The sequence below is a fragment of the Pararhizobium sp. PWRC1-1 genome (genome assembly GCF_049897905.1).
Taxonomy (GTDB): domain Bacteria; phylum Pseudomonadota; class Alphaproteobacteria; order Rhizobiales; family Rhizobiaceae; genus Pararhizobium.
Genome location: NZ_JAFCXE010000011.1, coordinates 175,471 through 200,782, shown reverse-complemented (window position 1 = coordinate 200,782; position 25,312 = coordinate 175,471). Strand labels below are relative to the sequence as shown.

Here is a 25,312-nt window from a genome sequence, read left to right as displayed (position 1 = left end):
TCTTTCTCGATCAACAACCGCGCTAGAACATGAAATAGCGCTGCGCCATCGGCAGCACTGTCGCGGGTTCGCAGGTCAGAAGCTCGCCGTCGGCGCGGACCTCGTAGGTTTCCGGATCGACTTCGATATGCGGCGTCAGGCTGTTGTGGATCATCGAGGCCTTGCTGATGCCGCCACGGGTGTTTTTCACCGCGATCAGCTGCTTTTCAACGCCAAGGCGCGCCTGCAGCCCGCCATCAAGCGACGCCTGCGACACGAAGGTGACAGATGAGCTTGTCCTTGCCTTGCCAAAGGCGCCGAACATGGGCCGGTAGTGTACCGGCTGCGGCGTCGGGATGGAGGCATTGGGGTCGCCCATCGGAGCAGCCGCGATCATGCCGCCGAGAATGACCATATCGGGCTTCACCCCAAAGAAGGCGGGGTTCCAGATCACCAGATCGGCACGCTTGCCGGGTTCGATCGAGCCAATTTCATGCGACAGACCCTGCGCGATCGCCGGGTTGATCGTATACTTGGCGATATAGCGCCGGACGCGAAAATTGTCGTTGTCCCCGGCCTCCTGCGCCAAACGGCCCCGCTGCCGCTTCATCTTGTCGGCGGTCTGCCAGGTGCGGATCGCCACCTCGCCGACACGGCCCATGGCCTGGCTGTCGGAGGAAATGATCGAGAAGGCGCCGATGTCATGGAGAATGTCTTCGGCGGCAATGGTCTCCTTGCGGATCCGGCTTTCGGCAAAGGCGATGTCTTCGGGGATGGACGGCGACAGGTGATGGCAGACCATCAGCATGTCGAGATGCTCGGCCAGCGTGTTGATGGTGTATGGCCGGGTCGGATTGGTCGACGACGGAATGACATTCGACTGGCCGCAGATCTTGATGATGTCGGGCGCGTGGCCGCCGCCCGCTCCTTCGGTATGAAAGGCATGGATCGTACGCCCCTTGATGGCATCGATCGTATCTTCGACGAAACCGCTTTCGTTCAGCGTGTCGGTATGGATCATCACCTGCACGTCATAGGCATCGGCGACCGACAGGCAATTGTCGATGGCGGCCGGGGTCGTGCCCCAGTCCTCGTGCAGCTTCAGGCTGGAGGCCCCGGCAAGGATCATTTCCTCCAGCGGCGCGGGAAGCGAGGCATTGCCCTTGCCGGCCAGCGCCAGGTTCATTGGAAAGCCATCAAAGCTCTCTATCATCCGCTCGATATGCCAGGCGCCGGTGCAGGTCGTCGCCAGTGTTCCATGCGCCGGGCCGGAACCACCGCCGAGCATGGTGGTGATCCCCGACATTAGCGCTTCCTCGATCTGCTGTGGGCAGATGAAATGGATATGCGCGTCCATGCCGCCCGCCGTGACGATCTTGCCCTCGCCGGCAATCACCTCGGTGGAGGGACCGACGATGATGGTCACACCGGGCTGGGTATCCGGATTGCCGGCCTTGCCGATCGCAGCGATGCGTCCATTCTTCAGGCCGATATCGGCCTTGACGATGCCTGTGTGATCAACGATCAGAGCATTGGTGATCACGGTATCGACCGCTCCTTGAGCGCGCGTCGCCTGGCTCTGGCCCATGCCGTCGCGGATCACCTTGCCGCCGCCGAATTTTACCTCGTCGCCATAGGTGGTGAAATCCTTCTCCACCTCGATGAACAGTTCGGTATCGGCCAGCCGAACCTTGTCCCCTGTGGTGGGGCCGAACATGCTGGCGTAGGCCGCGCGCGACATTTTGTAGGACATGGTGATCAGGCTCCCTGAGCAAAGGCGGGTAAATTCGTCTAGTCGAGGCGGAGGAGCCGCCCCTTTGAAATCAGGTCATCAACATAGCGGCGCTCGGCCGCGAACGGGTGCCACTCCCAGCCGGCATGGCCGAAACCGGCAAGCACAACACGATCGCCCGGCCGCTGCCAATGTTCCAGCACCTCGGCAATCGCAATCAGGCCGCTGCTCGGCACGACATAGGCGCCCACATCGAACCCTTGCAACGCCGCATCGACACCCTCATGCGTCGATGCCGGAATCGTATGGAAAGCGCGGCCAGTCGCGTTGGCAAAGGTGCGAAAACCATCGGTATAGTCGTCGCAGAGGTCGTCGAGATCCGGATGCGTCACGGCCAACTGCGGCCGCAGCGTCTCGAATTTCCCGGCATCGCGAACGCACCAGATCGCGCTCGCCTGCCGCACCGCCGCATTCGTCTTCCAAGCGCCGCCACCCAGCATCGCCAGCGCCGGGCGTCCGGTGTTGCAGACGGCGACGATATCCGTCTTATCTCCACCCGCGCCGCAGGAGCGGCAGTCGTTGAAGCGCATGACCAGATCGGCCGCATCGATAACCGCAGCAGCACCCCCCTGTACTGGGCCGTTTCCAACGATCATGACGGTTCGGCTCACCGTCACGGGCACCTCGACGTCATCAGCCGCGTGGGAAGCCTCTGCCTCATAATTTTCCCATGACCTTCTGGCGGAAACCATAGACCTCGCGCTTGCCTGCAAACGGAATGAGCGTGACGCTGCGGGTCTGCCCCGGCTCGAAGCGAACGGCCGTGCCGGCCGGAATATCGAGGCGCCTTCCGTGCGCCAAAGCCCGATCGAACAACAGCGCCGCATTGGTCTCGGCAAAATGATAATGGCTGCCAACCTGTACCGGACGGTCGCCGCTATTGGAAACCTCCAGCGAGACTGTGTCCAGCCCGGCATTCAGCTCGATGTCGCCTTTTGCCGCAATGATTTCACCGGGGATCATCGTATCGTCTCTCCTGTTCAGGCAGCCTTGATCGGCGCACAGCCATCGGCCTTCAAAACCCGCTCGGTGGATGCCGGAAACTTGCCGAGCTTGGCGGCTGGACGGACCGGGCGGCGGACGAGTTCACCGCCGCAATTCGGGCATTGTCCGTCCAGAACCTCGGAAACGCATTGCGTGCAGAAGGTGCATTCGAAGCTGCAGATCATCGCTTCGCGGCTGCCGGGCGGCAGGTCCTTGTTGCAGCATTCGCAATTGGGTCTCAGTTGCAGCATGGCGCGCTCCTTTAGCGAATGGGTTCGTGCACGGTGACCAGCTTGGTGCCATCCGGAAAGGTCGCCTCGATCTGGATGTCGTGGATCATCTCCGGGATGCCCTCCATCACCTGGGCACGGGTGATGACGTGGGCGCCGGCCTCCATCAGATCCGGCACCGAGCGGCCGTCGCGGGCGCCCTCGACGACGAAATCGGTGATCAGTGCGATCGCTTCGGGATGATTGAGCTTGACGCCGCGCTCCAGCCGCCGGCGGGCGACCATGGCCGCCATCGAAATCAGCAGTTTGTCTTTTTCACGGGGTGTCAAGTTCATGCGCGGTCACCAGGCTTGCGTGTCGATTACAGGTTCCAGACTTTCGGCACAGAGGCGCCCTTGCGCAAGTGCGAAATGACCGGGATGAGGATTTTTCTCAGAGCGAAACCATCAGGTGCAACGAGACGGGCAATCAGCTTGTCCTCGCCCGCCACCTGATAGCGGCTGACGCCGCCGCCAATGCCGCCGATCAGGCTCCGCAGTGTGTCGACCTGCTGCTCGCAATCAGCGCCCGTATAGAAGAGCGTTGCAAAAGCCACCTGTCCGCCGAGCACCGCCAATTCCTGCGTCAGGCCGGCGATATCGCCGGAGAGCCGGAGGTTTTCAGCATGCAACAGAATTCCGTTCTTGCGGATGCGCCAGCGATCCTGAAACAGGCCTTCGCGCATCGCCTCGCCCATCGCCTTGCGGCCGAGAAGCACGGCCTCGACCGCCAGAAATTCCGCCCCTTCGGCCAGTTCGACCTCCAGCTTGCGCGACAGCGAGGCGCGATCGAACAGGATGGTTTCCTGCGGCAGCCAATGCACCGTGGCACCTACGCCAACCGAAATCTGCGCGGTCACATCAGCGGTGCCGGCGCTTGCCCTGTAGATCTTCTCGCAGGCCTGCGTGGTCAGGGTCAGATGCGTGCCCTCGCCGGCCACAAACGACCATTCCATATGGTCGCCGCCGGTCAGGCCGCCGGAGCTGTTGATCAGCACGGCTTCCATCGTCGCATTGAACGTCTCCGGCAGCCTGATCTTGGCGCAACCTTCCTGATAGAATTCGGCCAGCCGGGTGCGCCCCGCAAACGGCTTTGCCACCAGCCGTCCCTTGCCCCATGCCCTTTGCGGAGCGATACCTGCTGCCTCAGCCATTCCCATCCGCCGTCAAACCGTCAGGTGGCGGCGTGCTTCCGGCGTATCCAGCGTTTCGGCCGGGCCTTCATGCACGATCTCGCCCCGATCCATGATGTAGACATGGTCTGCAAGCTCCCGGCAGAAGTCAAGATATTGTTCCACAAGCAGAATTGCCATCCCGGTGGAATCGCGCAGATACTGGATCGCCCGGCCGATATCCTTGATGATCGAGGGCTGGATGCCTTCGGTCGGCTCGTCCAGAACCAGAATTTTCGGCCGCGTCACCAGCGCCCGGCCAATCGCAAGCTGCTGCTGCTGCCCACCCGACAGATCTCCGCCGCGGCGGCCAAGCATCGAGCGCAGGATCGGAAACAGGTTGAAAATATCCTCGGGAATGTACCGGTCCTTGCGTGCCACCGGCGCATAGCCCGATTCCAGGTTTTCCTTGACCGTCAAAAGCGGAAAGACTTCGCGGCCCTGCGGCACGAACCCGATACCGTGCTTGGCCCGATTATAGGGCGCCATGCCGTTCAGCACCGTGCCGTTGAAGGCGATGGTACCGGCGCTCGGCCCATGCTGGCCGGTAATGGCGCGTAACAGGCTGGTCTTGCCAACGCCGTTGCGGCCGAGCACGCAGGTGATCTTACCCATGGGCGCAGTGATGGAGACGCCACGAAGGGCCTGGGCCGCGCCGTAATGCAGATTGATGTTGTCGACGGTCAGCATGCTCTTCTTCCTTCTGTCCATCCCGGCGATCTGGGGTGGTGGCGTTGTCTCGGTAACACCTCCCCCTTGAGGGAGGAGGTCGCAGCAACGCTGCGGGTGGGGGTGACGCATTGTTTGACGTTGAAAATCACCCCACCCCGTCGCTTCGCGCCGACCCTCCCCCTCAAGGGGAGGGTAAACGCATCCTCACCGCCCCAAATAGTTCTCGATCACTTTCGGATCGTTGCTGACGAAATCGATCGAGCCTTCGGCAAGCACCGAGCCCTCGGCAAGGCAGGTCACCTTGACTCCGAGATCCCGAATGAAGCCCATGTCGTGTTCGACGACGACGACCGAACGGGTCTTGGCGATTTCCTTGAGCAGGATGGCGGTTTCGGCCGTTTCCGCGTCGGTCATGCCGGCCACCGGCTCATCGACCAGCAGCAGTTTCGGCTCCTGCGCCAAAAGCATGCCGATCTCCAGCCACTGTTTCTGCCCATGCGAGAGATTGGCGGCCAGATCGTCCTTGCGCGCCGTCATGCGCACCGTTTCTAGGATGTCCCCGATGCGCGCCTTGTCGGCAGGCGTCAGGCGGTAGAACAGCGTCGAGAACACGCCGCGTTTCCGATTGAGCGCCAGCTCGATATTGTCCCAGACCGTATGGCTTTCAAACACCGTCGGCTTCTGGAATTTGCGGCCGATGCCAAGCTGGGCGATATCCGCCTCGTCCTTTTTGGTGAGATCGATATCACCGTTGAAGAAGACCTGGCCACTATCCGGTCGGGTCTTGCCGGTGATGATGTCCATCATCGTCGTCTTGCCGGCCCCGTTCGGGCCGATGATGGCCCTGAGCTCATCGGGCTCGACCACGAAGGACAGCGAATTCAGCGCCTTGAAGCCATCAAAGGAAACCGACACGCCGTCGAGATAGAGAAGGCTGCGGGAGGTCTTTTCGTCCATCGATCTTACTCCGCAGCCTGGGGTTCGAGCGTCGTCATCTGGCTTTCCGCTTTCGCAGTGGCCTTGTCCTGATAGGCCTGTTCGACAGCATCGGCCTTTTTCTGGTCCTTGCGCCGGGCCATGAACTGCTGGACCGTGCCGACGACGCCCTTGGGCAGGAACAAGGTCGTTGCGACAAACAGAGCGCCGAGCGCGAACAGCCAGAATTCCGGGAAGGCGGCGGTGAAGACGCTCTTGCCGAAATTGACCAGAATGGCGCCGATGATCGGGCCGATCAGCGTGCCGCGGCCGCCGACCGCGGTCCAGATCACCACTTCGATGGAGTTTGCCGGGGCGAATTCGCCGGGATTGATAATGCCGACCTGCGGCACGTAGAGCGCACCGGCCACACCGGCCATCATCGCCGAGATGGTGAAGATGAACAGCTTCATGTTCTCGACACGATAGCCCAAGAACCGGGTCCGGCTTTCGGCATCGCGGACGCCGACCAGCACCTTGCCGTATTTCGAGCGGACAATGGCGGAACTTAAAACCAGGGCCAGCGCCAGCGCGATGGCGGTTGCGGCAAACAATGCTGCCCGCGTACCACCCGCCTGAACGTTGAAGCCGAGGATTTCCTTGAAATCTGTGAGGCCATTATTGCCGCCAAAGCCCATCTCGTTGCGGAAGAAGGCGAGTAGCAGCGCATAGGTCATCGCCTGGGTGATGATCGACAGATAGACGCCGGTGACGCGGGAGCGGAAGGCAAACCAGCCGAAAACGAAGGCAAGCAGACCGGGCATCAGAACAACCATCAGCGCCGCAAAAGCGAAATGGTTGAAACCGTACCAGTACCAGGGCAATTCCTGCCAATTGAGAAAGACCATGAAATCCGGCAGAAGCGGATTGGCATAGACGCCACGATCGCCGATCTGGCGCATCAGATACATGCCCATGGCATAACCGCCGAGCGCAAAGAAAGCGCCATGGCCGAGCGAAAGAATGCCGCAATAGCCCCAGACGAGATCCAGCGCCAGGGCCAGAAGCGCATAGCACAGATACTTGCCAAGCAGCGGCACGAGATAGCCAGGTACGTGGAAAGCACTGCCTTCGGGGATCAAGAGATTGGCGAGTGGCACAAGGGCTGCGGCAAGCAGGATCAGGAACACGGCCCAGAGCGTCTTCTTCTCGTGCCTCATGAAAAGCATTTGCGTGATCATTGTTCGACCGCCCTTCCCTTGAGCGCGAAAAGGCCGCGCGGCCGCCGCTGGATGAAGAGAATGATGAAGATGAGGATGAGGATCTTGCCGAGCACCGCGCCGGCATAGGGCTCAAGGAACTTGTTGGCGATGCCGAGCGTCAGCGCGCCGACCAGCGTGCCCCAGAGATTGCCGACGCCCCCGAACACCACGACCATGAAACTGTCGATGATGTAGTTCTGGCCGAGATTGGGCGAGACATTGTCGATCTGGCTGAGCGCCACGCCCGCCATGCCGGCGATGCCGGAACCGAGACCGAAGGTCAGTGCATCGACCCAGGGTGTGCGAATGCCCATCGAGGATGCCATGCGCCGGTTCTGCGTGACGGCGCGCATCTGCAGGCCGAACTTGGAGCGTTTCAGCAGCAAGAGCAGCGCCACGAAGACACCGAGCGAAAAGACGATGATCCACATACGGTTATAGGTGATGGCAAGGCCGCCAACCTCGAAGACGCCCGACATCCAGCTTGGATTATCGACCTGGCGATTGGTGGGGCCGAAGATGGTGCGGATCGCCTGCTGCAGGATCAGCGAAATGCCCCAGGTGGCAAGCAGCGTTTCGAGCGGCCGGCCGTAGAGCCAGCGAATGACGCTGCGCTCGATGCAGACACCGACCAGGCCGGTAAACAGGAAAGCCGCAGGAACCGCAAAGGCCAGCGAATAATCGGTGATGCCGGGGGCGACGGAAGCGACCGTCTGCTGCACCACATAGGTCGTGTAGGCGCCAAGCATGACCATTTCGCCATGCGCCATGTTGATGATGCCCATGACGCCGAAGGTGATGGCAAGACCGATGGCCGCAAGCAGCAGCACCGATCCGAGCGACAGTCCGTACCAGACATTTTGCGCCACGTCCCACAGGGCAAGGCTGCCTTTGATGGAACTGATGCTTTGCTCGATGGACGGCTTCAATTCGTCCGGGGCATTGTCCATGGCTGCCGTCAGGATCGTCAAGGCATCGCGGTTTCCGCGCGCGGCGATCATATCGATGGCGGCTTTCTTGTCTTCGGCACTGGCATCGGTCTTCAACAGGATGACGGCACGTGCCGCTTCCATCGTCGCCTTGACCTCGGCGTCCTTTTCCTGCGTCAGCGCTGAATTTAACAGGTCGAGATTGTCCGGATTGGCATCCTTGAGCAGATCGTGCGACGCTGCCAGCCGGGCGGCGCGGTCGGGGCTAAGCAGCGTCAGCTGGCTCATGGCCGCGCCTATAGCGCCGCGCAAACCATTGTTCAGCCTGATCTTGGCGAGGTTTCCGGGAACCTCGGTAACCGCAGCCCCCGTCAGCACGTCGAGATAGGCGCCGTCAGACGGGCCTTCGAGAAAAACCGTGCCACCGGTCTTCGGCGCATAAAGCTTGCCGTCGCTGAGATTTTGCAGGATGCCGCCGACTTTCGGATTGCCTGAAGCTGCAAGGGCTTTGACTGCCCCGATCTTCTGCGGGAAGGCCGGTGCACCCAGTGCATCGACTAGCGGCCGGATATCTTCCTGCGCACGCAGGCCCGTTGCAAGGCAACTGACGAGCAGGCAAAGGGCAACAAGGAAGGTCTGAATGGCGCGATACATGAGCTCTTCTTGTTCCGTTGGCTTGGGCAGCCGCGCATTGACGAGGAACGCTTGATGCCGGCGCTGTGCTTAAGTTTTCCGCAATCCGCTCGCCCGGCGATCACATCGAACAGGACCTGTACCCGGAACCGCGTTCCCAGCTGAACCATGCAGAAAACATGCCAGATAAGGGGAGATGAAGGTCCCTCCGTCCAGACGGTGTCTGGACGGAGGGTATTGGCATTTCTATCACGACGTTATGAGAATGGATTTTGGGAAACAGCGATCAGGCCGTTGCCGGAATATGCTGAACTTGATGAAATCAGCGGGTGTTCGTCAAAATCAGGAGCCCTTGCCGCCGCACTTGCCCGTTGCAACGTTGAAGTTGCCGCAGGACATCGGCTTGCGCCAATCGGAGATCAGGTCTTTCGAGTCCGGCAGGAAGTCCGACCATTCGTCGCCGACGACCTGAGGGGTCTGCTGGACGATTTCGAACTGGCCGTCGGCCTGGATTTCACCGATCAGCACCGGCTTGGTGATGTGATGGTTCGGCATGACGGTGGAGTAGCCGCCCGAAAGGTTCGGAACCGAAGTGCCGATGATGGTGTCGAGAACCGCGTCCGTGTCGGTCGTGCCGGCAGCCTCGACGGCCTTCACCCAGGCATTGAAGCCGATATAGGCGGCTTCCATCGGGTCGTTGGTGACGCGCTTGTCGTTCTTGGTAAACGCATGCCACTGCTTGATGAATTCGGCATTGGCCGGTGCATCGACGGACTGGAAATAGTTCCAGGCGGCGAGATGGCCGACCAGCGGCTTGGTGTCGAGACCGGCCAGCTCTTCTTCGCCGACCGAGAAGGCGATGACCGGGATGTCGGTTGCCTTGATGCCCTTGTTGCCGAGTTCCTTGTAGAACGGCACATTGGCATCGCCGTTGATGGTCGAGACGACGGCGGTCTTCTTGCCGGCAGACCCGAATTCCTTGATCTTGGCCACTTCCGTCTGCCAGTCGGAGAAACCGAACGGCGTGTAGTTGATCAGGATGTCTTCTTTCGGAATGCCCTTGGCGATCAGATAGGCTTCGAGGATCTTGTTGGTGGTGCGCGGATAGACGTAATCGGTGCCTTCAAGCACGAAACGCTCGACGCCCTCGGTGTTCATCAGATAGTCGACGGCCGGGATGGCCTGCTGGTTCGGAGCTGCACCGGTATAGAAGATGTTGCGCGAGGATTCTTCACCCTCGTACTGGACCGGATAGAACAGCAGCGAATTCAGCTCTTCGAAAACCGGCAGCACCGACTTGCGCGACGAGGACGTCCAGCAACCGAAGACGGCGGAAACCTTGTCGACGGAGATCAGTTCGCGGGCCTTTTCGGCAAACAGCGGCCAGTCGGATGCGGGATCGACAACGACGGCTTCGAGCTTCTTGCCGAGAAGGCCACCCTTCTTGTTCTGCTCGTCGATGAGCATCAGCATGGCGTCTTTCAACGTCGTCTCGGAGATTGCCATGGTGCCGGAAAGCGAATGCAGGATGCCGACCTTGATCGTGTCTTCGGCGGCCTGCACGCTGGAAAATGCTGTGGTGGCGAGCGCGCCAGCCAGGAACGCGCCCAGGATCTGGGATTTGAATTTCATGATGTGAACCCCTCTCGTTCTTTTGACGACGGCTCTTCCGAGTACCGTTCGTGCGGCAACTATCCGTTGCGGGGTCAGGATTCTGTATACGTCAATTGACGTAGTGACCGGGGCGAACTGTGCACTGCAGCACACATCCGCGCCGCTTTGCTCGGATGCGAGGCCTTTGTCTGCGGGCATGCGGCGCTCAACGCGCTTTTGCAAACAATTCTGACGGTCCCCAGACAATCCGATTCTCGCACTTGCAAAAGATCGCGCGCCGGGGGAGATTGCCTAATCGTTGATCATATCGAAAATGGGAATATAAATTAGGCATGACGGCACGCCAGCGCATCATTCCGGTCCGGCGCGAATACAATCGCTGGGTCGCCAACCAGACGCTGGAAGACTATGCCTTGCGCTTCACCGCCAAGAGCGCCCGGCAATTCTCCTCGCAGCGCATCTCGCAGACGGCGATCGGGGCGATCTCCTTCCTGGCGCTGGAGGCGATCGGTGGCGCCATCACGCTGTCCTACGGCACCACCAACGCCATCATCGCCATTCTCGCCGCAAGCCTCGTCATGCTCGGCGTCGGCCTGCCGATCAGTCGCTATGCCATCCGCCACGGTGTTGATATCGACCTCCTGACGCGCGGCGCAAGCTTCGGCTATATAGGCTCGACCGTCACCTCGCTGATCTATGCCTCGTTCACCTTCATGCTGTTTGCCATCGAGGCCTCGATCATGTCGGCGGCACTGGAGCTGGCGCTCGGCATCCCCGTCTGGATCGGCTATATCATCAGCGCCGTCATGGTCATTCCGCTGGTCACCCATGGCGTGCGGCTGATCAGCAAATTTCAGCTTCTGACCCAGCCGTTCTGGATCATCCTCAACGTCGCGCCCTTCATTTTCATCGCGCTCGCTGACTGGAGCAAGTTCGACCTCTGGCTTGCTTTTCCCGGCACGCACAAGCCGATAGGCGAGCCCGGCTCCTATGCACCATTTTCGCTGCTGGAGTTCGGCGCCGCCTCCGCCGTCATCCTCGCCTTGATGGCGCAGATCGGCGAGCAGGTGGATTTTTTGCGCTTCCTGCCGCCAGAGGGGCAGCGTAAGTTGCACCATCGCTTTGCCGTATTCCTCGCCGGTGCCGGCTGGGTCATCGTCGGCGCACCGAAGCTTTTGGCGGGTTCGTTCCTCGTCGTCCTGTGCCTCAGCGCAGGCGTGCCGGTCGAGCATGCCGCCGATCCCGCCCATATGTACCTGACCGCCTTCGGCTACATGATCCCCTGGCACAACGCAGCCCTCTTGCTGATGGCCGCCTTCGTCGTCGTGTCGCAGCTGAAGATCAACGTCATGAATGCCTATGCCGGCTCGCTCGCCTGGTCGAATTTCTTCTCGCGCCTCACCCACAGCCATCCCGGCCGCGTCGTCTGGCTGATGTTCAACGTGGCGATTGCGCTCCTGTTGATGGAACTTGGCATCTACAAGCTCTTGGAAGAAACACTCGGCATCTTCTCGATCATCGCCATGTCCTGGCTCTGCACCATCTCGGCCGATCTGTTCATCAACAAGCCGCTCGGGCTGGCGCCGCCCAATATCGAGTTCAAGCGCGCCCATCTCTACGATATCAACCCGGTCGGCGTTGGCGCCATGACGGCATCGGCACTGATCGCGCTGACTGCGCATTTCGGCGTCATGGGTGCCATGGCGGCGTCGCTGGCGCCCTATATCGCGCTGATCACCGCGTTCGTCGTCTCCCCCGCCATCGCCTGGGCGACGAAGGGCAAGTATTACCTTGCCCGCAAGCCGCGCCAGAGCTGGAAGAGACTCTCGACCGTCACCTGCTCGATCTGCGAACATCCGTTCGAGCCCGAGGACATGGCCTGGTGCCCGGCCTATTCCGCGCCGATCTGTTCGCTTTGCTGCTCGCTGGATAGCCGCTGCCACGACATGTGCAAGCCGCATGCGAGCTTCAACGCCCAGACAGCGGTGGTGGCCAAGGCCTTGCTGCCGCAAAAGGTGATGGAAACGCTGTCCACCCGTCTCGGCCGCTATGGCATCGCCGTGGTTTTATCCGTCGCCTGCATCGGCATCATCCTGGCGATGATCGCCCACCAGACCGGAACCGCCTCGCCCGAAACGGCTTCCGTGATCAACCGGACGGTCGGGGTCGTCTTCTTCGTCTTTGCTGTGGTGACGGGTGTCGTCTGCTGGTTCTACGTGCTTGCCCATGACAGCCGGCTAGTAGCCGAGGAAGAGTCGTCGCGGCAGAACACCCTGCTCCTGAAGGAAATCGCCGCGCACAAGAAGACCGACGCTGCTCTGCAATATGCCAAGGAAACCGCCGAGGCCGCCAACAGGGCAAAGAGCCGCTATGTGGTCGGCCTCAGCCACGAACTGCGTACGCCGCTCAATGCCGTGCTCGGCTATGCCCAGATCCTCGAGCGCGACGAGACCATCCCCGCACCGCGTCAATCGGCGATCAAGGTCATCAAGCGCAGCGCCGACCATCTTTCCGGCCTGATCGACGGCCTTCTCGACATTTCCAAGATCGAGGCCGGCCGCCTGCAGGTCTATTCCAACGAGATCAATATCCAGGATTTCCTCGACCAGATCACCGACATGTTCCGCCCGCAGGCGCAGGCCAAAGGGCTGTTTTTCGAGCACGAGCGGGCAAGCGCCCTGCCGCAATATGTCCGCACCGATGAAAAACGCCTGCGCCAGATCCTCGTCAATCTGCTCTCCAATGCCATCAAGTTCACCGATACCGGCACCATCCGCTTCGATGTCGCCTATCGCAGCCAGGTGGCGACCTTCACCGTCTCCGACACCGGCCGCGGCATTTCGCAAGCCGACCTGCCGCGGATCTTCGAGCCGTTCCAGCGCGGCGAGGCCGAGCATATCCGGCCGATGCCCGGCCTTGGCCTGGGGCTGACCATCACCCAGCTTCTCACCCAGACGCTCGGCGGCGAGATCGTCGTCGATAGCGAGCGCGACAAGGGCTCCACCTTCCGGGTACGGCTGATGCTGTCGGCGATCAGCCGGCCGACCGCCTCCCTGCCCTCTATCCGCAAGATCGCCGCTTACGCCGGCCCGCGCCGCACCATCGTCGTGGTCGACGACAACGAGGATCATCGCGACCTGATGCGCGAAGTGCTGATGCCGCTCGATTTCGTCGTGCTGACGGCGGCCGGAGGCATGGAATGCCTGACCCTGATCGAGGGGATCAAGCCCGATCTCTTCCTCATCGATATCTCGATGCCCGGCATGAACGGCTGGCAACTGGTGACGCGCCTGCGCGATCACGGCCAGACAGCGCCGGTCATCATGCTGTCGGCTAATATCGGCGACGGAACGGCGGCCGATAGCCATACCGGCCACAATGATACGCTCGCCAAGCCTTTCGATATCCGCCAGTTGCAGGACAAGCTGGCTGTGCACCTCGCACTCGAATGGATTTATAGTGACACGGTACAGCAACCCGTCAAAACAACGATCAAGGCTGCGGTGAAAACCCCGGGCGCCGCCCATGTCGAGGAGCTGATCCGGCTCGGCGAAATCGGCTATGTCCGCGGTATCGAGGCCAAGCTCGCCGATCTCGCCCGCCTTGAGGAAAACCAGCCGTTTACCGACGCGGTCAAGACCTATGTCCAGGCTTTCGACCTTGCCGGCTATGCCGACTTCCTGCAGAACATCAACAAACAGGGGAGACCGGCCGGTGAATGAAGCAGTGCATCCGCGCGACATCGTGCTCATCGTGGACGATTCCCCGGAGACGCTGGGTTTTCTCACCGACGCACTGGAGCAATCCGGCTTCTCCGTCCTGATCGCCACCTCTGGAAACGCCGCCATCAATGTCGTCGATCGCATTACGCCCGACGTCATCCTGATGGATGCCGTCATGCCCGGCATGGATGGCTTCGATACCTGCCGGACGCTGAAGACAAATCCGGCCGTAGCCCAGGTGCCGGTGATCTTCATGACCGGATTGACCGAAACCGAGCATATCGTCCACGCATTGGAATCCGGCGGCGTCGATTATTTGTCGAAGCCGATCAATATCGACGAGTTGCGCGCCCGCATCCGGGTGCATCTCGCCAATGCCCGCTCGGCGCAAAGCGCCCGCGTGGCGCTGGACGCGGCAGGACGGCATCTGCTCGCCGTGCGCAGCAATGGCACCATCCAATGGTCGACACCGCAGGCGACCCGGCTCGTCAATGCCGCGACAGGGCGCGACGACGGGCTGGATACGCTCGCCGTCCATGTCCGCCAATGGCTGCAGGAACGGCAGAAACACGGCGTCTCGAAGGACGGGCCGCTGATGATCCACCAGCATGGCCAGCCGGTGCTGCAACTCGCCTATCTCGGCGCAATCGGCGGCGACGAGTTCCTGTTCCGGCTGACCGGCGTCAGCCAGACCAGCGACGATGAAATTCTCCGCCAAAGCTTTGCCCTGACAGTACGCGAGGGACAGGTTCTGCTCTGGATCGCCAAGGGCAAATCCAACCGCGATATCGGCGAAATCCTCGGCCTCAGCGCCCGCACCGTCAACAAGCACCTGGAACAGATCTACGTCAAACTCGGTGTCGAAAACCGCGCGTCCGCCGCCGTCAAGGCGGCGAACGCGCTGCGGCAGGAATAATCACGCAACCCTGTCGGGCGGCTCGCGGCCTTCGAAGAAGGCGGTCATATTGTCCACCACCTTCATGCCCATGGCCGTGCGCGTTTCCTCGGTCGCGCTGCCCAGATGCGGTAGAAGAACGACATTTTCCAGAGCAAGCAACCGCTCGGGTACATTCGGCTCCGCCTCGAAGACATCCAGCCCGGCACCCCGGATAATGCCCGTTTCCAGAGCCTCGATCAGCGCTGCCTCATCGACGACATCGCCGCGCGCCGTATTGATCAGGTACGCTCCCGGCTTCATCACCGCCAGCCGCTGCGCATTGATCAGATGGCGGTTTTCGCCACCGCCGGGGCAGTGCAGCGAGACGAAATCCGCTGCCTCCAGCACGTCCTCGACGGTCTCCACCTGCCGCGCACCATAGCGGGTGGCTTCCGCCGGATCGATCTTTGACCTGTTGTGAAACACCACGTCCATGTCGAAGCCGAAATGGCAGCGTTTTGCCATCGCTTTACCGATGCGACCGAAGCCGATGATCCCCAGCGTCTTTCCGGTAACCTTGGTGCCGATCATGTGCGTCGGCCGCCAGCCGGTCCATTGTCCGGCACGAACCTGACGCTCGCCCTCGCCTGCCCGGCGCGCCACCGAAAGCAGCAGCGCCATGGCAATATCGGCCGTGCAATCCGTCAAAACGCCCGGCGTGTTTGTGACGGCGATCCCGTAATGTTCGGCCGCCGCGATATCGATGTGATTGTAGCCAACGCCAAAATTTCCAAGGATCCTCGTGCGGATATTGCCGCCTTCGAACAACGACGCCGGCAGGCGATCGGACACCGTCGGGAGCACGGCATCGAAGGACCGCAGCGCACTGGAGAGCGCATCGGCATTCATCGCCACATCCGATGTGTTGAAATGGGCATCGAACCGCTCGGCAAGCACACGCTCGACGGCATCGGGCCAGCGGCGGGTCACAAGGATGCGTGGTTTCTCGGTCATCGTCTGGCTCCGGACAAAGGGGGATTGCGCTGACAATTAGCATAGGAACGGCGTCAATCCAGCCGCCGGTCTTGTTGAAACACCATTCCCGAAACTGAGCGGTTTAAGCGCATCGGCGCGAAATGCAGAAAGGCCCGGCAATGCCGGGCCTTTCGCTGTCCAGATGGACCAATCGGTGCTCAACCGAAAACGATTATTTTTCGTTTTCGAAGTAGCTGAACTTGCCGTCGTCACCCTTCTTCCAGGTGTACATGACATAGTCAGGACGTGTGATATCGCCCTTTTCGTCATAGCCGAACTCGCCGATAACGGTCTTGAACGGACCCTTGCCCTTGATGTTCTCGGCAACAGCCTGCGGATCGTTGCCGCCGGTTGTCTTGGCAGCTTCAGCGATAACCTGCAGAGCCGAGTAGGAGTAGAGTGTGTAGGCTTCCGGCTCAAAGCCGTTTGCACGGAACTTTTCAACCAGTTCCTTTGCAGCCGGGTTCTTGCGCGGATCCGGAGCGAACGTCATCAGAGTGCCGTTCACAGCGTCGCCAGCGATCGAAGCAAGTTCGTTCGAGACGATACCGTCGCCGGACATCAGGGTAGCCTTCAGGCCCTGGTCAGCCATCTGGCGCATGATGAGGCCGGCTTCGGTGTGCAGGCCGCCGTAGTAAACCAGCGAAACGCCGGCTTCCTTCATCTTGGCGATCAGAGCCGAGAAGTCCTTGTCGCCAGCCGTGATACCTTCGTAGACGACTTCCTTGACGCCGGCTTCGTTCATGGCAGCCTTGGTCAGGTCAGCAAGGCCCTGGCCGTAAGGTGTCTTGTCGTGAACCACAGCAACCTTGGCGTCCTTGAAGTTTGCAGCGATGTAGGCACCGGCAACGGCGCCCTGCTGGTCGTCACGTCCGCAGGTACGGAAAGTGTTCCACAGGCCGCGCTCGGTGAAGACCGGGTTGGTAGACGCGGGAGTGATCTGCAAGATGCCGTTTTCAGCGTAGACTTCCGAAGCCGGGATCGAAACGCCGGAATTGAAGTGGCCGATCACGAACTTGACACCGTCGGCCACGAACTTGTTGGCAACGGAAACGCCCTGCTTCGGATCGGAAACGTCGTCGCCGAGCACGATCTTGATCTGTTCGCCATTGATACCGCCGGCAGCATTGATGTCAGCTGCGGCCTGCTCAGCACCCTTCTGGAGCTGTGCGCCGAAAGCTGCGTTCGGACCAGTCAGCGGGCCAGCAACACCAACCAGCAGGTCAGCCCATGCAGTGCCGCTGAAAGCGACCATTGCAGTCAGCGCAACAGCTGACAAAAGTGACTTTTTCATCTTGTTACTCCCAAAAAAAATTGAGCGGGTGCCTTTTTAAGCCAGTCACGATACCCACCATAATCGCGCCGGTATTCTTATCTCCGTGTCAGCATAAAAGGCTCTGACACGGGGTTCCCTCTATCATTTTGACTTCCACGAAAAGGGCGACACCTTCTCGTAAAGCCAGTAGTAATTGTTGGTCATCTGCTTCGTGCGATAGTAGCGATAACCTGCAGTAGCAAACAGCAAAAGAATGATCGTGTCCACGACATAGTACTGTAAAGTCAACATGCTGCCGTTAAAAAGCGCATGATGGATGAAGCGGATCGCCACACCCAGAAGCAGCGTATAGAACACCAGTACCCGGTAGCTGCTCCAGCCTTCGGCAGCACTCTTTCCCGTGCGCCACGCCGTCCATCCGCCCATTACGACGGTGATCAGTAAAAAGTACAGAACCGAGGGTTCTTCGTAGAGAATGCCTTGCATTCCGTTTCTCCCCTTCAAAGCGCCGGCCGGTTTTCAAGCCGCGTGCGAACGCCCCAATATGTCGGATGTGCAAACCGGCCCGGGCCCAAGGACGCCTCTGACATGAGCCGAAGCGCCATCAATGATGACCGCCCTCAAGATAGGCAGCGCGCACTTCCGGATTGGCCAGCAATTCCTTGCCGCTGCCGCTCATCGTCACCTTGCCGTTGACCATGACGTAACCACGGTGCGACAGCTTCAGAGCCGCGAAAGCATTCTGCTCTACGAGGAAAACCGTCAGCCCTTCCTCTTCATTGAGCTTTTTGATCGCAGCAAAAATGCCCTTGACGATCAGCGGTGCAAGACCAAGAGAAGGCTCGTCGAGAAGCAGCAGTTTCGGGCGCGCCATCAGCGCGCGGCCGATTGACAGCATCTGCTGTTCGCCGCCCGAAAGCGTTCCGCCGCGCTGCGACTGGCGCTCCTTCAGGCGAGGAAACAGCGTGAAGATCTTTTCCACGTCCTCGTTGAAATATTTCAGATTGTCGAGGCTCGCGCCCATCTGAAGATTTTCATAGACCGTCATGCGCGGAAAGATCCGGCGGCCTTCGGGCGATTGGGCGATCCGCAACCGGGCAATCTCGTGCGTCGGCATGCGGGTGATATCCTGACCATCGAAGGTCACGGAGCCAGTCCTTGCCTGCGGGCTACCGCAGACCGTCATCATCAGCGTCGACTTGCCGGCACCATTGGCACCGATCATGCAGACGATTTCGCCGCGCTTGACTTCGACTTCGACGCCCCCGAGCGCCCGGATATTGCCGTAATAGGTTTCGACGTCTTTGACATGCAGAAGGTTATCGCTCATTTGGGCGTATCTCCTGGCGCAGCGACGGCGATTTCCTCGATCTGTTCGATCACCTCTTCGACCTCATCATCCTCAACACCGAGATAGGCCGCAATAACCTTCGGATCGTGTTTCACATGGTCCGGATTACCATCCGAAATCTTCTGGCCGTATTCCAGCACGACGACATGGTCGGAGATTTCCATGACCACGGACATGTCGTGCTCGATCAGGAGGATCGAGGTTCCCGTATCCTTGCGGATGCTGCGCAACAATTCATTGAGTACCAGCGACTCGCGTGGATTGAGGCCAGCCGCCGGTTCGTCAAGGCAGAGAAACTCCGGCCCGGTGCACATGGCACGGGCGATTTCCAGACGGCGCTGGGCGCCGTAGGGCAGATCGCCAGCCGGATCGTCGGCCCGGTCGGTCAGGTTTGCCTTGTCCAGCCAGTATTTTGCCTGCTCGATCGACTGCGCTGCCGCCTTCTTGTAGGTCGGAAAACCCAACAGGCCGAGGATGGTATAGCCCGAGGCCAGCATCAGCTTGTTGTGCTGCGCGACCAGAAGGTTTTCCAGCACCGTCAGGCCCGAGAAAAGCCGGATGTTCTGGAAGGTACGGGCCACCTTGGCGTCGCGGTTGACCTCGAAATCCGACATGCGTTCGAGCAGATATTCCTTGCCCGCCTTCTGCCGCATCGTGATCATGCCCATCGTCGGCTTGTAGAAGCCGGTGATGCAGTTGAATACCGTAGTCTTGCCGGCGCCGTTCGGGCCGATCAGTGCGGTGATGTCGCCGCGATAGGCTTCGAACGACAGATCGTTGATGGCCATCAGGCCGCCGAAGCGCATCGACAAATGGTCGACTTTGAGAATGGGATCTTTCGTCATTGTGTCTGTCTCAAGGGCCATCAGCCGTGCCCTTCCTTGGTAAAGCTGCCGGACACACTCTTGCGTTCGCGCAGGAAGGCCGTGGGTTCACGTGTGCCGACGAAACCGCGGGGCTTCCAGACCATGACGATGATCATAGCCAGGCCGAAGATCAGCATGCGATAGAGTTCCGGCGTGAAATCCGGGCCGAAGATTTGCTTCAATATCGTCATTTCGCGCAGCAGTTCGGTACCACCGATCATCACCGTCGCTGCAACCGCGATGCCGACCAGCGAACCCATGCCGCCGAGAACGACGATGGCGAGGATGATGGCCGATTCGAGGAAGACGAAGCTTTCCGGCGATACGAAGCCCTGGCGGACAGCGAAGAAAGAGCCCGCGAAGCCGCCGAACATGGCGCCCGTGGCAAATGCGGTCAACTTGGTCGTCACCGTATTGATGCCCAGCGATCGGCAGGCGATCTCGTCTTCGCGCAAGGCTTCCCAGGCACGGCCGATCGGCATGCGGCGCAGGCGGATGGTGACGAAGGCCGTCAACAGGCAGAGCGCCAGGATCAGATAGAACAGGAAGATCTTGTAGTAGGATGAAGACATCGGCAGGCCGAAGACCTTGGCGAAGTTGTTCGCCGCACTGACATCGAACGACCAGATGCCAAAGACCGAGGCCTTGGCAATACCCGAGATACCAAAGGTACCCTTGGTTACGGCAGTCCAGTTGATCAGAACCAACCGGATGATTTCCCCGAAGGCGAGCGTCACGATCGCCAGGTAGTCGCCCTTGAGGCGCAGGACCGGGAAGCCGAGGACAATGCCCCAGAGGGCGGCAAAGATGCCGGCCATCGGCAGCAGAACCCAGAAGGACAGGCCGAAGTAAGATGACAGCAATGCGTAGGAATAGGCACCAACGGCATAGAAGGCGACATAACCGAGATCGAGCAGGCCAGCCAGCCCGACGACGATGTTCAAGCCCCAGGCCAGCATCACGTAGATCAGGATCTGGATGCCGAAGTTATCGACATACTTCAGCGACCCTTGATAACCGAAGAAGTACACCATGACCGGCGGGTAGAAAATAAGGGCAATGATGGCCAACATGCTGAAATGCGCAGCTATATAGACCCGAAAATAGAAGAAGCCGAACGCCAGCACGTAGATGATCGCCAGCGCACGGATCATCGTGACCCAAGGAGCGAGCACGGCAGGCAAAGCTGCTGTGATCGCGGTCCCAGTGAACATCAACAAAATGGCAATCACTGCCGCCACGACGACTATTGGCATGCGAAAGAAACGCGTGGCAACGCTGTCGGGAAGAAGGCCGGTGACGGCATTCGTTACCTTCTGGCGAGCCAGAAACGGGCGGATATAGGCGACCGCCAGGAAACGGCCGGCTGCGGCGATGACGACGAAGATTGCGAGCAATCCCCAGCGTTGCACGAGGATTAGCTCGTTCAGGATGTTCTGGTCAGTCTTCAGGCCGACGAAGAGCACGAAGAGACCGAGCGCAACGAGGCCAGCATAAAAAGCCTCACGCAGAGCCCGCGCCATCAGGTTGCTGCCGGCGCTCTCAGGTGTGTTGGTAATGTTTGCCATGAAATTATACCTTCTCGACTTCCGGCCGACCCAGAATACCAGACGGCTTGAAAATCAGCACGATGGCGAGGATCGAGAATGTCGCAACATCCTTGTAGTCGATGGTGAAGTAAGCCGACCACAGCGACTCGATCAGACCGATCATCAGGCCACCCAGCACAGCACCCGGCAGAGAGCCGATGCCACCCAGAACAGCAGCCGTGAAAGCCTTGACGCCCGGCGTGAAGCCGTCAGTGAAGACGATGACGCCATAGTACATCAGGTACATGGTGCCGGCGACAGCAGCCAGTGCCGCGCCCATGATGAAAGTGATCGAGATGGTCTTGTCGACATCGATGCCAAGCAGCGCGGCCATCTTGCGGTCTTGCTCGGTTGCCCGCTGAGCGCGGCCAAGCGGCGTATGATTGACGATGTACCAGAAGATCGTCAGCAGAACCGCCGTCACCACCACGATGATGATCTGCTTCAGCGATATCGAGATGCCGAACACATCGTAAACCGACGATACCATGGACGGGATCGGCTTGTTACGCGGGCCTTGCGTCACCTGAATGAAGTTCGACAGTGCGATGGACATGCCGATCGCGGTGATCAGTGGCGCGAGGCGGAACGAGCCGCGCAACGGGCGGTAAGCCATCTTCTCGATGACCCAGTTCCACAACCCGGTCATCACCATTGCGACGATGATCATGATGAACAGGGCCAGTGCGATCGGTATACCGCCGAACAAACCCACAAGAACGAGGTAAACAATGAGTGCTGCGAAACCGCCAAGCATGAAGATATCGCCGTGAGCGAAGTTCACCATGCCGATAATGCCGTAAACCATTGTATAACCAATGGCAATCAAACCGTAAATCGAGCCAAGAGTCAGCCCATTGACGAGCTGCTGGACAAAATACTCCATCAATATCCCCCGGGTCTGATCCTAGTAGGTCAGACCTCTTCTTTTCGTGGCTCTTTCTGAGCCTTTTCGATAGAGGATTCCATAATGCTTTCAGACCAAAAGTGAAGCGTAAAATGATGCTTTCCTGATTTTCTTTCCCATTTTAGTGATATTGACGCTTAAACAGTCGAAAAAACAAAAATAGTGCAGTTTAGGCCCTATTTTTGGGCATCAGACCGTGAATTCTACGGTTAAACATAGCTAAGCCCCGGCGGGCCCGTTCAGCCGCCAACTCGGCCTACGAAAGGTCGCGATCACAATCGAGCCTGTCAGGACCGCATGCGCGAACCGTTGGCATCGAAAAGCGGCTGGGCCTGCAACCGGGCCGACAGCATTTCGCCCAGCAATTCAATTTGCCACCCCTCGGCTTCGTCCGCAACCTCCTTCGGCACATAGCCGATCGCGACCGAAACGCCGGAGGCATGGGCGTAGCCACCTGAGGTCACCCAACCACAGACCTTGCCGTTCAGCGAGATCGGCTCGTCGCCGATAACGTCGGCATCCTTGGCGTCGATGATGAAGGTTCTGAGCCGCAAGGTGCCGCCTTCGGCCTTTTCCTTTGCTGCCGCCTGCTTGCCGATGAAGTCGGCATCCTTCTTCAGCGCAACGAATCGCCCGAGCCCTGCCTCGAACGGACCGTAAAGCGGACGATATTCGCGCGACCAGCTGCCGAACGATTTTTCGACCCGCAGGGCGTTGAGCGCCCGCAGGCCGAACGGCTTGATGGAAAATTCGGCACCGGCCTCCATGATCAGGTCAAAGAGATAGCGCTGATATTCCGGCTTCATCCAGATTTCATAGCCGAGATCGCCCGTGTAGCTGACACGGCCGACGATCGCCGGCGCCATGCCGAGATCCATGCGGCGGATATCCATGAAGGCGAACGCTTCGTCGGACATGTCGAGATGCGTCAGCTTGGAGATCAGTGCACGGGAATTGGGTCCGGCAATCGACAGGCCGACCAGCTGCAGGTTCAACGCTTTCAGCGTCACCGAGCCGTCCTTCGGCAAATGGCTTTCGAACCAGCGCATGTGATAGTCTTCGGCGATCCCTGAGCCGATGAGCAGGAAATCCCCCTCGCCGAGCTTTGCCAAAGTGAAATCGCCGATCAGCTTGCCGTCGTCCTTCAACATTGGCGCCAGCGACATGCGGCCCTTGGCCGGAATGCGGCAGGTCAGCATCCGGTCGAGCCAGGCTTCCGCGCCGCTTCCGGTGATCGTGTATTTGGCAAAGCCGGATGTTTCCATCAGACCGACACTGTCGCGCACTGCCCGGGCTTCGGCGCCGACGACATCGAAGTCGTTGGAGCGGCGCCAGGAGAATTTGTCCTCTTCGCCCTTCGGCGCAAACCACAGCGGTGATTCGAGACCGTAGGAAGCACCGAACACGGCACCGGCGTCCTTCAGCTTATCGTAGATCGGCGTGGTCAGGAACGGGCGTGCACCCGGCAGTTCCTCGTTCGGATAGCGGATAGAGAAGCGGCGGGAATAGTTTTCGCGTACCTTGGCATTGGTAAAGCCGAGCGTGGCGAAATCGCCGTAGCGCGAAACGTCCATGGCAAAGACATCGAAACCCGGATCGCCGTAGATGATCCAGTTGGCAAGGGCGAGACCGACGCCGCCGCCCTGGCTGAAGCCGGCCATAACGGCGCAGGCAGACCAGTAATTGGTCAACCCGCGCACCGGACCGACCAGCGGATTGCCGTCCGGCGAGAAGGTGAAGGGGCCGTTGATGATCTTCTTGATGCCGGCATTGTTGAAGGCCGGGAAGTGGCGGAAGCCGACTTCGAGTTCGGGCGTAATGCGCTCTATATCTTCGGCCAGCAGTTCATGGCCGAAATCCCACGGCGTGGTGATCGGCGACCACGGACGGCAGGCCTTTTCATAGGTGCCCATCAGCATGCCGTTGCGTTCCTGGCGCAGATAGATCTCGCCATCGAAATCGACGCAGTGCATCAGCTCCTTGCCGCGCGTCTGGTTGAATTCGATCACCTCCGGCATATCCTCGGTGATGAGATACATATGCTCCATGGCAAGAACCGGAAGCTCAAGCCCCGTCAACCGCCCGACTTCGCGCGCCCACAGACCGGCGGCGTTAACGACGTGCTCGGCGATGATCTCGCCCTTGTTGGTGATGACCCGCCAGGTGCCGTCTTCCCGCTGGACAAGGTCTTCCACCTTGGTGTGCAGGTAGATATCCGCTCCGTTCTTCTTGGCGGATTTGGCATAGGCATGGGTGGTGCCATAGGGATCGAGATGGCCTTCGACCGGATCGAACACGGCACCGACGAACTGCGTGGGATCGAGAAGCGGCATCAGCTCGTGCGCTTCCTTCGGAGACAGAAGCTCGGCATCCAGGCCCATGTAGCGGCCCTTCGCGAGAATCGACTTCATCCAGTCGAACCGTTCCTTGGTCGCCGCCAGCATCATGCCGGAGGTCATGTGCAGACCAATATCCTGGCCGGAATATTCCTGAATTTCCTTGTAGAGCTCGACCGTATATTTCTGCAGCTTGGCGACGTTCGGATCGCCATTGATCGTGTGCATGCCGCCGGCCGCATGCCAGGTCGAGCCGGAAGTCAGCTCCGAACGCTCCAGAAGAACCACATCGGTCCAGCCGAATTTCGTCAGGTGATAAAGGATCGAACAACCGACGACGCCGCCGCCGATAACGACGACCCTGGCATGGCTTTTCATGGGTATTCTCCGGTTTCGGGACCGCTTGCAAAAAACGTCCCGCTCAATGAAGCGAATTCTTGGCTTTCGAAACCGTACCGGCAAAGTAGCGCCGGTTAAAGATATCCCTGCGAACAGGTCTTGCCCATTCCCGCCATCGGCCACTTCAACCGCGCCATAAAAGCGTCACGCGATGGCGCATTTACCCTGGCGTGGAGAAACCGGCGGACAGATCGAACTCCCGCCCCATCACGCGCAGATCGTCAAAGAGTGCTGCAGCAAAGCTGCGCATGACGATCAATTCGAACTCATTTTCGCCGGTGCGGGCCAGATTGACGCCGATATGGCCGCAAAGAGCATTCGATGACGTGCCGATCTCAAAGGCGGCGGGATACAGATCCGTGGCAATGCCCTTAGCAAGGATGCGCCGGACATTGGGGCCTGACAGCCTGAAAACGACGCGGCCGTCGCTCTGGTCGAAGACATAGGCCGTCTCGGCCAGCAGCAATGACAAGTTGCGGTGCAAGCCCTCCGGCGTTTCCAACTGCGACAGGGCCAGCCATTCGCCGGGTCCGGCAAACCGGACGGATACATCGCCCGATGCGGCCAATCCGGCCGTCACCGATGCCTCCTCGCCGTCCATCGCCATGACAGAGGAGATGGCGACGGCACGCGGAACATCCAGATGGTCGACCGCGCGGATACCGGGCTCCAGCGGCAACAGGCCGTCGAGGGGATGGTGGGAAATGTAGGTTCTGGTCATGTCCGCATCCACA

Annotated in this window: 21 protein-coding genes and 2 pseudogenes; 2 read left to right on the top strand and 21 right to left on the bottom strand. The window is 59.9% G+C overall.

What is annotated here, in order from left to right:
* Positions 1 to 22: 22 nt before the first annotated feature.
* The 11 genes from ureC to urtA all read right to left on the bottom strand — a co-directional run bounded on the left by ureC (position 23) and on the right by urtA (position 10,238).
* Complete coding sequence (gene ureC, locus ACP7E0_RS18360; RefSeq protein WP_426126627.1) at positions 23 to 1,732, bottom strand: urease subunit alpha; 1,710 nt, start codon at positions 1,730 to 1,732, stop codon at positions 23 to 25.
* A 38-nt stretch (positions 1,733 to 1,770) separates the two neighbouring features.
* A complete protein-coding gene (locus tag ACP7E0_RS18355) occupies positions 1,771 to 2,388 on the bottom strand; it encodes a Urease operon accessory protein (RefSeq protein ID WP_426126625.1) in 618 nt (205 codons plus the stop codon).
* Between the two features lie 40 nt (positions 2,389 to 2,428).
* Positions 2,429 to 2,734, bottom strand: coding sequence for an urease subunit beta (locus ACP7E0_RS18350; protein ID WP_426126623.1), 306 nt, complete (start codon positions 2,732 to 2,734; stop codon positions 2,429 to 2,431).
* Positions 2,735 to 2,751: 17 nt separating this feature from the next.
* Positions 2,752 to 3,006 carry a DUF1272 domain-containing protein gene (locus ACP7E0_RS18345; protein ID WP_426126621.1) on the bottom strand — a complete coding sequence of 85 codons (255 nt, stop codon included), beginning with the start codon at positions 3,004 to 3,006 and terminating at the stop codon, positions 2,752 to 2,754.
* 11 nt (positions 3,007 to 3,017) lie between these two features.
* A complete protein-coding gene (locus tag ACP7E0_RS18340; protein ID WP_037099076.1) occupies positions 3,018 to 3,320 on the bottom strand; it encodes an urease subunit gamma in 303 nt (100 codons plus the stop codon).
* 26 nt (positions 3,321 to 3,346) lie between these two features.
* Positions 3,347 to 4,177: an urease accessory protein UreD gene (locus ACP7E0_RS18335; protein WP_426126619.1), complete on the bottom strand. Its 831-nt coding sequence runs from the start codon at positions 4,175 to 4,177 to the stop codon at positions 3,347 to 3,349.
* A gap of 12 nt (positions 4,178 to 4,189) precedes the next feature.
* Entirely contained in the window at positions 4,190 to 4,885 is a 696-nt protein-coding gene (gene urtE, locus ACP7E0_RS18330; RefSeq protein WP_060639723.1) for an urea ABC transporter ATP-binding subunit UrtE, read from the bottom strand.
* A gap of 186 nt (positions 4,886 to 5,071) precedes the next feature.
* Positions 5,072 to 5,824, bottom strand: a complete 753-nt coding sequence (urtD, locus tag ACP7E0_RS18325) for an urea ABC transporter ATP-binding protein UrtD (protein WP_426126617.1) — start codon at positions 5,822 to 5,824, stop codon at positions 5,072 to 5,074.
* Positions 5,825 to 5,829: 5 nt separating this feature from the next.
* Complete coding sequence (urtC, locus tag ACP7E0_RS18320; protein ID WP_426126689.1) at positions 5,830 to 7,011, bottom strand: urea ABC transporter permease subunit UrtC; 1,182 nt, start codon at positions 7,009 to 7,011, stop codon at positions 5,830 to 5,832.
* Positions 7,012 to 7,019: 8 nt separating this feature from the next.
* Complete coding sequence (urtB, locus tag ACP7E0_RS18315; protein WP_426126615.1) at positions 7,020 to 8,627, bottom strand: urea ABC transporter permease subunit UrtB; 1,608 nt, start codon at positions 8,625 to 8,627, stop codon at positions 7,020 to 7,022.
* Between the two features lie 321 nt (positions 8,628 to 8,948).
* Entirely contained in the window at positions 8,949 to 10,238 is a 1,290-nt protein-coding gene (gene urtA, locus ACP7E0_RS18310) for an urea ABC transporter substrate-binding protein (RefSeq protein WP_426126614.1), read from the bottom strand.
* Between the two features lie 314 nt (positions 10,239 to 10,552).
* Here urtA and ACP7E0_RS18305 point away from each other — a divergent pair, with 314 nt between their 5' ends.
* Positions 10,553 to 13,942 carry a hybrid sensor histidine kinase/response regulator gene (locus ACP7E0_RS18305; RefSeq protein WP_426126612.1) on the top strand — a complete coding sequence of 1,130 codons (3,390 nt, stop codon included), beginning with the start codon at positions 10,553 to 10,555 and terminating at the stop codon, positions 13,940 to 13,942.
* Positions 13,890 to 14,858, top strand: coding sequence for a response regulator (locus ACP7E0_RS18300; protein WP_426126611.1), 969 nt, complete (start codon positions 13,890 to 13,892; stop codon positions 14,856 to 14,858). Before ACP7E0_RS18305 ends, ACP7E0_RS18300 begins: the two co-directional genes overlap by 53 nt.
* Here ACP7E0_RS18300 and ACP7E0_RS18295 read toward each other — a convergent pair whose 3' ends face one another.
* The 10 genes and pseudogenes from ACP7E0_RS18295 to ACP7E0_RS18250 all read right to left on the bottom strand — a co-directional run bounded on the left by ACP7E0_RS18295 (position 14,859) and on the right by ACP7E0_RS18250 (position 25,299).
* Positions 14,859 to 15,833 (bottom strand): 2-hydroxyacid dehydrogenase, encoded by a 975-nt coding sequence (locus ACP7E0_RS18295; RefSeq protein ID WP_426126610.1) that lies wholly within the window; start codon positions 15,831 to 15,833, stop codon positions 14,859 to 14,861.
* A gap of 193 nt (positions 15,834 to 16,026) precedes the next feature.
* Positions 16,027 to 17,148: a branched-chain amino acid ABC transporter substrate-binding protein gene (locus ACP7E0_RS18290; RefSeq protein ID WP_113312654.1), complete on the bottom strand. Its 1,122-nt coding sequence runs from the start codon at positions 17,146 to 17,148 to the stop codon at positions 16,027 to 16,029.
* 123 nt (positions 17,149 to 17,271) lie between these two features.
* Complete coding sequence (locus ACP7E0_RS18285) at positions 17,272 to 17,616, bottom strand: DUF6867 family protein (RefSeq protein ID WP_426126608.1); 345 nt, start codon at positions 17,614 to 17,616, stop codon at positions 17,272 to 17,274.
* A 118-nt stretch (positions 17,617 to 17,734) separates the two neighbouring features.
* Positions 17,735 to 18,460, bottom strand: coding sequence for an ABC transporter ATP-binding protein (locus ACP7E0_RS18280; protein WP_426126606.1), 726 nt, complete (start codon positions 18,458 to 18,460; stop codon positions 17,735 to 17,737).
* Entirely contained in the window at positions 18,457 to 19,347 is an 891-nt protein-coding gene (locus ACP7E0_RS18275) for an ABC transporter ATP-binding protein (protein WP_426126604.1), read from the bottom strand. The genes ACP7E0_RS18280 and ACP7E0_RS18275 overlap by 4 nt, the downstream gene beginning before the upstream one ends.
* A pseudogene (gene livM / locus ACP7E0_RS18270) lies at positions 19,347 to 20,426 on the bottom strand (high-affinity branched-chain amino acid ABC transporter permease LivM); the annotation flags it as partial. The gene ACP7E0_RS18275 and the pseudogene livM, both read right to left, overlap by 1 nt.
* A gap of 180 nt (positions 20,427 to 20,606) precedes the next feature.
* A pseudogene (locus ACP7E0_RS18265) lies at positions 20,607 to 20,915 on the bottom strand (DUF3382 domain-containing protein); the annotation flags it as partial.
* 4 nt (positions 20,916 to 20,919) lie between these two features.
* Positions 20,920 to 21,822, bottom strand: coding sequence for a branched-chain amino acid ABC transporter permease (locus ACP7E0_RS18260; RefSeq protein ID WP_426126603.1), 903 nt, complete (start codon positions 21,820 to 21,822; stop codon positions 20,920 to 20,922).
* Positions 21,823 to 22,130: 308 nt separating this feature from the next.
* The gene (locus ACP7E0_RS18255) at positions 22,131 to 24,557 is read right to left on the bottom strand and encodes a GcvT family protein (RefSeq protein ID WP_426126601.1); all 2,427 of its coding nucleotides are present in this window, start codon (positions 24,555 to 24,557) and stop codon (positions 22,131 to 22,133) included.
* A 181-nt stretch (positions 24,558 to 24,738) separates the two neighbouring features.
* Positions 24,739 to 25,299 (bottom strand): sarcosine oxidase subunit gamma, encoded by a 561-nt coding sequence (locus tag ACP7E0_RS18250; protein ID WP_426126599.1) that lies wholly within the window; start codon positions 25,297 to 25,299, stop codon positions 24,739 to 24,741.
* Positions 25,300 to 25,312: the final 13 nt, after the last annotated feature.

What these genes read in the sequence shown, in the direction of transcription:
- ACP7E0_RS18305 (WP_426126612.1), top strand. Translation starts at nt 10,553, where the DNA reads ATGACGGCACGCCAGCGCATCATTCCGGTCCGGCGCGAATACAATCGC.
- ACP7E0_RS18250 (WP_426126599.1), bottom strand. Translation starts at nt 25,299, where the DNA reads ATGACCAGAACCTACATTTCCCACCATCCCCTCGACGGCCTGTTGCCG.
- ureC (WP_426126627.1), bottom strand. Translation starts at nt 1,732, where the DNA reads ATGTCCTACAAAATGTCGCGCGCGGCCTACGCCAGCATGTTCGGCCCC.
- urtD (WP_426126617.1), bottom strand. Translation starts at nt 5,824, where the DNA reads ATGGACGAAAAGACCTCCCGCAGCCTTCTCTATCTCGACGGCGTGTCG.
- ACP7E0_RS18255 (WP_426126601.1), bottom strand. Translation starts at nt 24,557, where the DNA reads ATGAAAAGCCATGCCAGGGTCGTCGTTATCGGCGGCGGCGTCGTCGGT.
- ACP7E0_RS18285 (WP_426126608.1), bottom strand. Translation starts at nt 17,616, where the DNA reads ATGCAAGGCATTCTCTACGAAGAACCCTCGGTTCTGTACTTTTTACTG.
- urtE (WP_060639723.1), bottom strand. Translation starts at nt 4,885, where the DNA reads ATGCTGACCGTCGACAACATCAATCTGCATTACGGCGCGGCCCAGGCC.
- ACP7E0_RS18260 (WP_426126603.1), bottom strand. Translation starts at nt 21,822, where the DNA reads ATGGAGTATTTTGTCCAGCAGCTCGTCAATGGGCTGACTCTTGGCTCG.
- ACP7E0_RS18340 (WP_037099076.1), bottom strand. Translation starts at nt 3,320, where the DNA reads ATGAACTTGACACCCCGTGAAAAAGACAAACTGCTGATTTCGATGGCG.
- ACP7E0_RS18300 (WP_426126611.1), top strand. Translation starts at nt 13,890, where the DNA reads ATGCCGACTTCCTGCAGAACATCAACAAACAGGGGAGACCGGCCGGTG.
- ACP7E0_RS18280 (WP_426126606.1), bottom strand. Translation starts at nt 18,460, where the DNA reads ATGAGCGATAACCTTCTGCATGTCAAAGACGTCGAAACCTATTACGGC.
- ACP7E0_RS18290 (WP_113312654.1), bottom strand. Translation starts at nt 17,148, where the DNA reads ATGAAAAAGTCACTTTTGTCAGCTGTTGCGCTGACTGCAATGGTCGCT.
- ACP7E0_RS18295 (WP_426126610.1), bottom strand. Translation starts at nt 15,833, where the DNA reads ATGACCGAGAAACCACGCATCCTTGTGACCCGCCGCTGGCCCGATGCC.
- urtC (WP_426126689.1), bottom strand. Translation starts at nt 7,011, where the DNA reads ATGCTTTTCATGAGGCACGAGAAGAAGACGCTCTGGGCCGTGTTCCTG.
- ACP7E0_RS18275 (WP_426126604.1), bottom strand. Translation starts at nt 19,347, where the DNA reads ATGGCCCTTGAGACAGACACAATGACGAAAGATCCCATTCTCAAAGTC.
- ACP7E0_RS18350 (WP_426126623.1), bottom strand. Translation starts at nt 2,734, where the DNA reads ATGATCCCCGGTGAAATCATTGCGGCAAAAGGCGACATCGAGCTGAAT.
- urtB (WP_426126615.1), bottom strand. Translation starts at nt 8,627, where the DNA reads ATGTATCGCGCCATTCAGACCTTCCTTGTTGCCCTTTGCCTGCTCGTC.
- ACP7E0_RS18345 (WP_426126621.1), bottom strand. Translation starts at nt 3,006, where the DNA reads ATGCTGCAACTGAGACCCAATTGCGAATGCTGCAACAAGGACCTGCCG.
- ACP7E0_RS18335 (WP_426126619.1), bottom strand. Translation starts at nt 4,177, where the DNA reads ATGGCTGAGGCAGCAGGTATCGCTCCGCAAAGGGCATGGGGCAAGGGA.
- urtA (WP_426126614.1), bottom strand. Translation starts at nt 10,238, where the DNA reads ATGAAATTCAAATCCCAGATCCTGGGCGCGTTCCTGGCTGGCGCGCTC.